Origin of the sequence: Leucobacter soli, assembly GCF_042659205.1 — a bacterium.
Lineage (GTDB): Bacteria > Actinomycetota > Actinomycetes > Actinomycetales > Microbacteriaceae > Leucobacter > Leucobacter soli.
The window spans coordinates 1-4,548 of sequence record NZ_JBHSRW010000189.1; the positions used below are offsets into that span (position 1 = coordinate 1).

Annotated in this window: 5 protein-coding genes; 2 read left to right on the forward strand and 3 right to left on the reverse strand. The window is 67.6% G+C overall.

All coding sequences use genetic code 11. The features are described from left to right. Nucleotides 1-37: 37 nt before the first annotated feature. From ACFPZL_RS10380 to ACFPZL_RS10390, 3 genes are all read right to left on the reverse strand, one after another. The gene (locus ACFPZL_RS10380) at nt 38-367 is read right to left on the reverse strand and encodes a hypothetical protein (RefSeq protein ID WP_382335330.1); all 330 of its coding nucleotides are present in this window, start codon (nt 365-367) and stop codon (nt 38-40) included. After that, nucleotides 348-683, reverse strand: coding sequence for a hypothetical protein (locus ACFPZL_RS10385; protein WP_218115258.1), 336 nt, complete (start codon nt 681-683; stop codon nt 348-350). The genes ACFPZL_RS10380 and ACFPZL_RS10385 overlap by 20 nt, the downstream gene beginning before the upstream one ends. 269 nt (nt 684-952) lie before the next feature. After that, the gene (locus ACFPZL_RS10390; protein WP_218115256.1) at nt 953-2,299 is read right to left on the reverse strand and encodes an aminotransferase class III-fold pyridoxal phosphate-dependent enzyme; all 1,347 of its coding nucleotides are present in this window, start codon (nt 2,297-2,299) and stop codon (nt 953-955) included. 191 nt (nt 2,300-2,490) lie between these two features. Between ACFPZL_RS10390 and ACFPZL_RS10395 the strand changes: the two genes are divergently transcribed. Together ACFPZL_RS10395 and metG are read left to right on the forward strand one after the other, a co-directional pair. Then, the gene (locus tag ACFPZL_RS10395) at nt 2,491-2,964 is read left to right on the forward strand and encodes an OsmC family protein (protein ID WP_218115254.1); all 474 of its coding nucleotides are present in this window, start codon (nt 2,491-2,493) and stop codon (nt 2,962-2,964) included. Nucleotides 2,965-3,069: 105 nt separating this feature from the next. After that, a partial coding sequence (gene metG, locus ACFPZL_RS10400) for a methionine--tRNA ligase (protein WP_382335333.1) occupies nt 3,070-4,548 on the forward strand: 1,479 nt, incomplete at its 3' end.

The window sequence follows — 4,548 nt, forward strand, 5'->3', positions numbered from 1 at the left end:
TCGGCTATCGGACGCCGGTCGAGGTCGAGCAGGCGTATTACGCTGGCCAGGAATCACCCTCGCTTGCCCTTGCCGGGTAAGCCTCCCGATAGGAACGAAACCCAGGGCGATTCAGTTTCGCCTCGTTCCGCGAGTCGATGGCGTACGAAGTGCCGGCGAGCTGCTCGATCTCTACCGACGCGGCCCCCGAGTCGATCGTGGCGCTCAGGCTGTAGAAGCCCTTCGCCGTATCCGGGGTGAAGCTCAGCACCACGCCCGACAGCAGTCTCCCGCCGCTGAGCTCGGAACCCAGCACCTCGACATCGGCCCAACCGCCCAGGGCGCCACTATTCCGGGTCGCGGTGATCTCATCGATCGTGATGGTCATCTTCTTTGCCACCGAGCAGCTTCATCGTCACCCGCTTCTTCGCCGGTTTGAGAGCGACCGGCGTGTCGAGCTTCAAGCCTTTGAGCCGCTTTTTGGTGACCAGTGTCTGCAGCAGCTTGTCGGCGTTCGCCGTGGCGATCCGGCGCTGTTTCACCGTAGAAGGCGGCTCCTTCAGATCGGCCTGAGGGCCGTTCGCATCGAACCACACGCCGCTCGCGGCGTGTGCGGGGGCCGGAGCGGACGGGCTCATGCCGAATGACAGCGCGGCCAGGGTCACGGCGACGAGCGGGGTGCAGAGAAGCTTCTTCATCGGCATCTTTTCTTCTGTTTTCTATGGGAGAGCTTCTCTTCCCCATTTCTTCCCCAAAAGAAAAGCAATGCTGAGTATTGCAGTCATGCGTGCGTCCGCGCAAATTCACCGCTCGCAGGCTTGGCGCAGGGCACTATTCGCGCACTGCACGATTCACACACCTCGGCGAGCGAAGTGCCGTCATCGATCGGTGCCACGTCGGCCGATTGCAGATGCGTCTCTGCGCGGTCAGCACACCTCTGCGCAGACCGCCCGGGAGCCAGTCATCCGTCGCTTCAGGCGGTGGTGGCCTCGAAGGCCTCGTCGAGCACGCGCACCACGGTGGCGCAGAGCTCATCGGTGAACTGCAGCGAGGGCAGGAAGCGGATCACGTTGCCGTAGATGCCGGCGCTCAGCAGCAGGATGCCGCGCTGCACCGCGAAGTCGATGACCCGCTGCGTGAGTTCGGGGTCGTGCTCCAGCGTGCCGGGCTTCACGATCTCGATGGCGAGCATCGCGCCCTTGCCGCGTACCTCGGCGATCGCGGAGTGCTTCGCCGCGAGGCCGCGCAGGCCGTCGCCGAAGACCTCTTCGATGTGCTTCGCGCGGGCCAGCAGGCCGTCGCGCTCGATCTGATCGAACACCGCCACGGCTGCCGCGCATGAGACGGGGTTGCCGCCGAAGGTGCCGCCGAGCCCGCCGGGCAGCGAGGCGTCCATGATCTCGGCGCGGCCGGTGATGCCGGCGAGCGGCAGGCCGCCCGCGATGCCCTTCGCCGAGAGCACGATGTCGGGCTCGACGCCGAACTGCTCGATCGAGAAGACGGTGCCGGTGCGCGCCATGCCCGCCTGCACCTCGTCGGCGATGAAGACGATGCCATTGGCGCGGCACCACTCGGCGAGCGCCGGCAGGTAGCCGTCGGCCGGCACGATGAAGCCGCCCTCGCCCTGCACGGGCTCGACCACGAGGCAGGCGAGATCCTCGGCTCCCGCCATCTTCTCGAGGTAGGCGATCGTGCGCTTCGCGGCTTCGGGCCCGCTCAGGCCGTCGCGCAGCGGGTACGAGTTCGGCGCCTTGTAGATGTCGCCGACGCGGGGGCCGTAGCCCTGCGCGTAGGGTGCGCCCTTGTGATTCATGCTGCTGGTGAGCGCCGTGCGGCCGTGGTACGCGTGCTCGAGCACGGCGACGCCCGGGCGGCGGGTGTAGCGGCGGGCGATCTTGACGCCGTTCTCGACGGCCTCGGCGCCAGAGTTCATGAGGAGCGTCTTGTAGGGGCGCTCCGCCGTCGAGCCCGGCACGTTCCGGGCGAGGTGCTCGGCGACCTGCACGTACGGTTCGTACGGGGTCATGGTGAACAGGGTGTGCGTCACCTTGCCCAGCTGCGCGGCCGCCGCCGCGACGACTGCGTCGTCGGTGTGCCCGATCGTGGTCACGCCGATCCCGCCGCAGACGTCGACGATCTGGTTGCCGTCGACGTCAACCAGCACCGATCCGTGCGCGCGCTCCACGTAGACCGGAACCACGCTGTGCACCCCTGGCGGCACGACTGCCTGGCGCCTGGCGTGCAGTTCGCGGCTCTTCGGGCCGGGGATCTCGGTGACGATGCGGGGCTCTTGTGCGATCTGGTCTTCGGCAACGCTCATATGCGCAAGCCTACTCCCGGCGGCCGCCCCGGCACGGTCGCGATCCGCTGCGTCGCGATCCCGGGCAGGGGAGCGACCGCGATCCCGACCAAAAACGCACCGATCTGCGGAATCGCACCGCGAACCCGGGACACGCGTGTGCGATTCCGCAGATCGGTGCGATCCTGCAGCCGCGTCACTACGATGGGCGCATGGCAGACACGCACGAGTACACGGTCGGCATCGAGTGGCTGGGCAACCGGGGAACCGGCACGAGCGGGTACCGCGATTACGGTAGGCAGCTCGTCGTGCGCGCGGCGGGCAAGGAGCACACGATCGAGGCGTCGGCCGATCGCTCCTTCCACGGGGACAAGGATCGCTGGAACCCCGAGGAGCTGCTGGTCGCGGCCCTCGCCCAGTGCCACCTGCTCTCTTACCTGCACATGGCCGTGCGAGCCGGGGTCGTCGTCACGGCCTACACCGACGAACCGCGTGGGACGATGGTGCAGGAGGGCCTCGGCGGGCGCTTCACCGAGGTCGTCCTGCGCCCGGTCGTGACGGTTGCGGACGAGGCGATGGCGGATCGTGCCCGCGCCGCCCACGCCGAGGCGTACGAGCACTGCTTCATCGCGAACTCCGTGAACTTCCCCGTGCGGCACGAGCCCACGATCCTCGTCGCCGAGTGACATCCGTGCTCCCGGTCGTCCGGTGTGCCGCGCCGCCGCGGCGGCGACGGTGGGCGAGCCGTCATACGGCCGAACGGCGCGCCGATCCGCCATACAATTGAACTTATGCCCGAACCCAAGCAGTTCTTCCTCACGACGCCGATCTTCTACGTGAACGACGCCCCCCACATCGGGCACGCGTACACCGAGGTGGCCTCCGACGTGCTGGCGCGCTGGCATCGACAGGCCGGCGACGACACGTGGTTCCTGACGGGCACGGATGAGCACGGCCAGAAGATCCTGCGCACCGCGACGGCGAACGGTGTCGCGCCGAAGGAGTGGGCCGACCGCCTCGTCGAGACCGCGTGGAAGCCGCTGCTCGACACGATCGACATCTCGAACGACGACTTCATTCGCACGACCGACGCGCGCCACGAGGAGGGCGTCGCGAAGTTCCTGCAGAAGCTCTATGACGACGGGCACATCTACGCGGGCGAGTTCGAGGCGCTCTACTGCGTGGGCTGCGAGGAGTTCAAGCCGAAGAGCGAGATCCTCGACGGAGAGGGTGCCTTCGAAGGCGAGAAGGTCTGCGCCATCCACTCGAAGCCGCTCGAGCTGCTGCAGGAGAAGAACTACTTCTTCAAGATGAGCGCGTTCCAGGACCGCCTGCTGGCGCTCTACGAGGAGCGACCCGATTTCGTGCAGCCCGCCAGTGCGCGCAACGAGGTCGTCGCCTTCGTGCAGCAGGGACTCGAGGATCTGTCGATCTCGCGCACCTCCTTCGACTGGGGCGTCCCCATCCCATGGGACTCGTCGCATGTCACCTACGTCTGGTTCGACGCGCTGCTCAACTACATCACCGCCACGGGCTACGGATCCGACGAGGTCGAGTTCCAGCGCCGTTGGCCGGGCAACCACATCGTCGGCAAGGACATCCTGCGCTTCCACGCGGTGATCTGGCCGGCCATGCTCATGGCGGCAGGGCTGGAGGTGCCGGAGCATGTCTTCGCGCACGGCTGGCTGCTGGTCGGCGGCGAGAAGATGTCGAAGTCGAAGCTCACCGGCATCGCGCCGAACGAGATCACCGACACTTTCGGTTCCGATGCGTTCCGCTACTACTTCATGCGCGCGATCGCCTTCGGGCACGACGGATCCTTCAGCTGGGAGGACCTCTCGGCTCGATACCAGGCGGAGCTGGCGAACGGATTCGGCAACCTCGCGAGTCGCGTGCTCGCGATGAACGCGAAGTACTTCGACGGAGTGATGCCGGAGCGCGGCGCGGAGCAGGACGCCGATCGTGCGATCCGCGAGCTGGCGCAGTCGGCCGCGACCGCGGCGGACGAGCGGATCGAGCGCTTCGCGATCCACGAGGCGATCGCCGAGATCTGGCACCTGGTCGACGCGCTGAACGGATACATCACCGAGCAGGAGCCCTGGGCGCTCGCGAAGGATCCCGCCGCCCGGGAGCGGCTCGGCACCGTGCTCGCCACCGCGACCGAGGGCCTGCGCGCCCTCGCCGAGCTGCTGCATCCGGTCATCCCGATCGCGACGCGGAAGCTGTGGGCGGCGCTCGGCGCGGAGGAGGCGCTCGACGCCCTCGTCCAA

What these genes read in the sequence shown, in the direction of transcription:
- ACFPZL_RS10385 (WP_218115258.1), bottom strand. Translation starts at nt 683, where the DNA reads ATGCCGATGAAGAAGCTTCTCTGCACCCCGCTCGTCGCCGTGACCCTG.
- ACFPZL_RS10380 (WP_382335330.1), bottom strand. Translation starts at nt 367, where the DNA reads ATGACCATCACGATCGATGAGATCACCGCGACCCGGAATAGTGGCGCC.
- ACFPZL_RS10395 (WP_218115254.1), top strand. Translation starts at nt 2,491, where the DNA reads ATGGCAGACACGCACGAGTACACGGTCGGCATCGAGTGGCTGGGCAAC.
- ACFPZL_RS10390 (WP_218115256.1), bottom strand. Translation starts at nt 2,299, where the DNA reads ATGAGCGTTGCCGAAGACCAGATCGCACAAGAGCCCCGCATCGTCACC.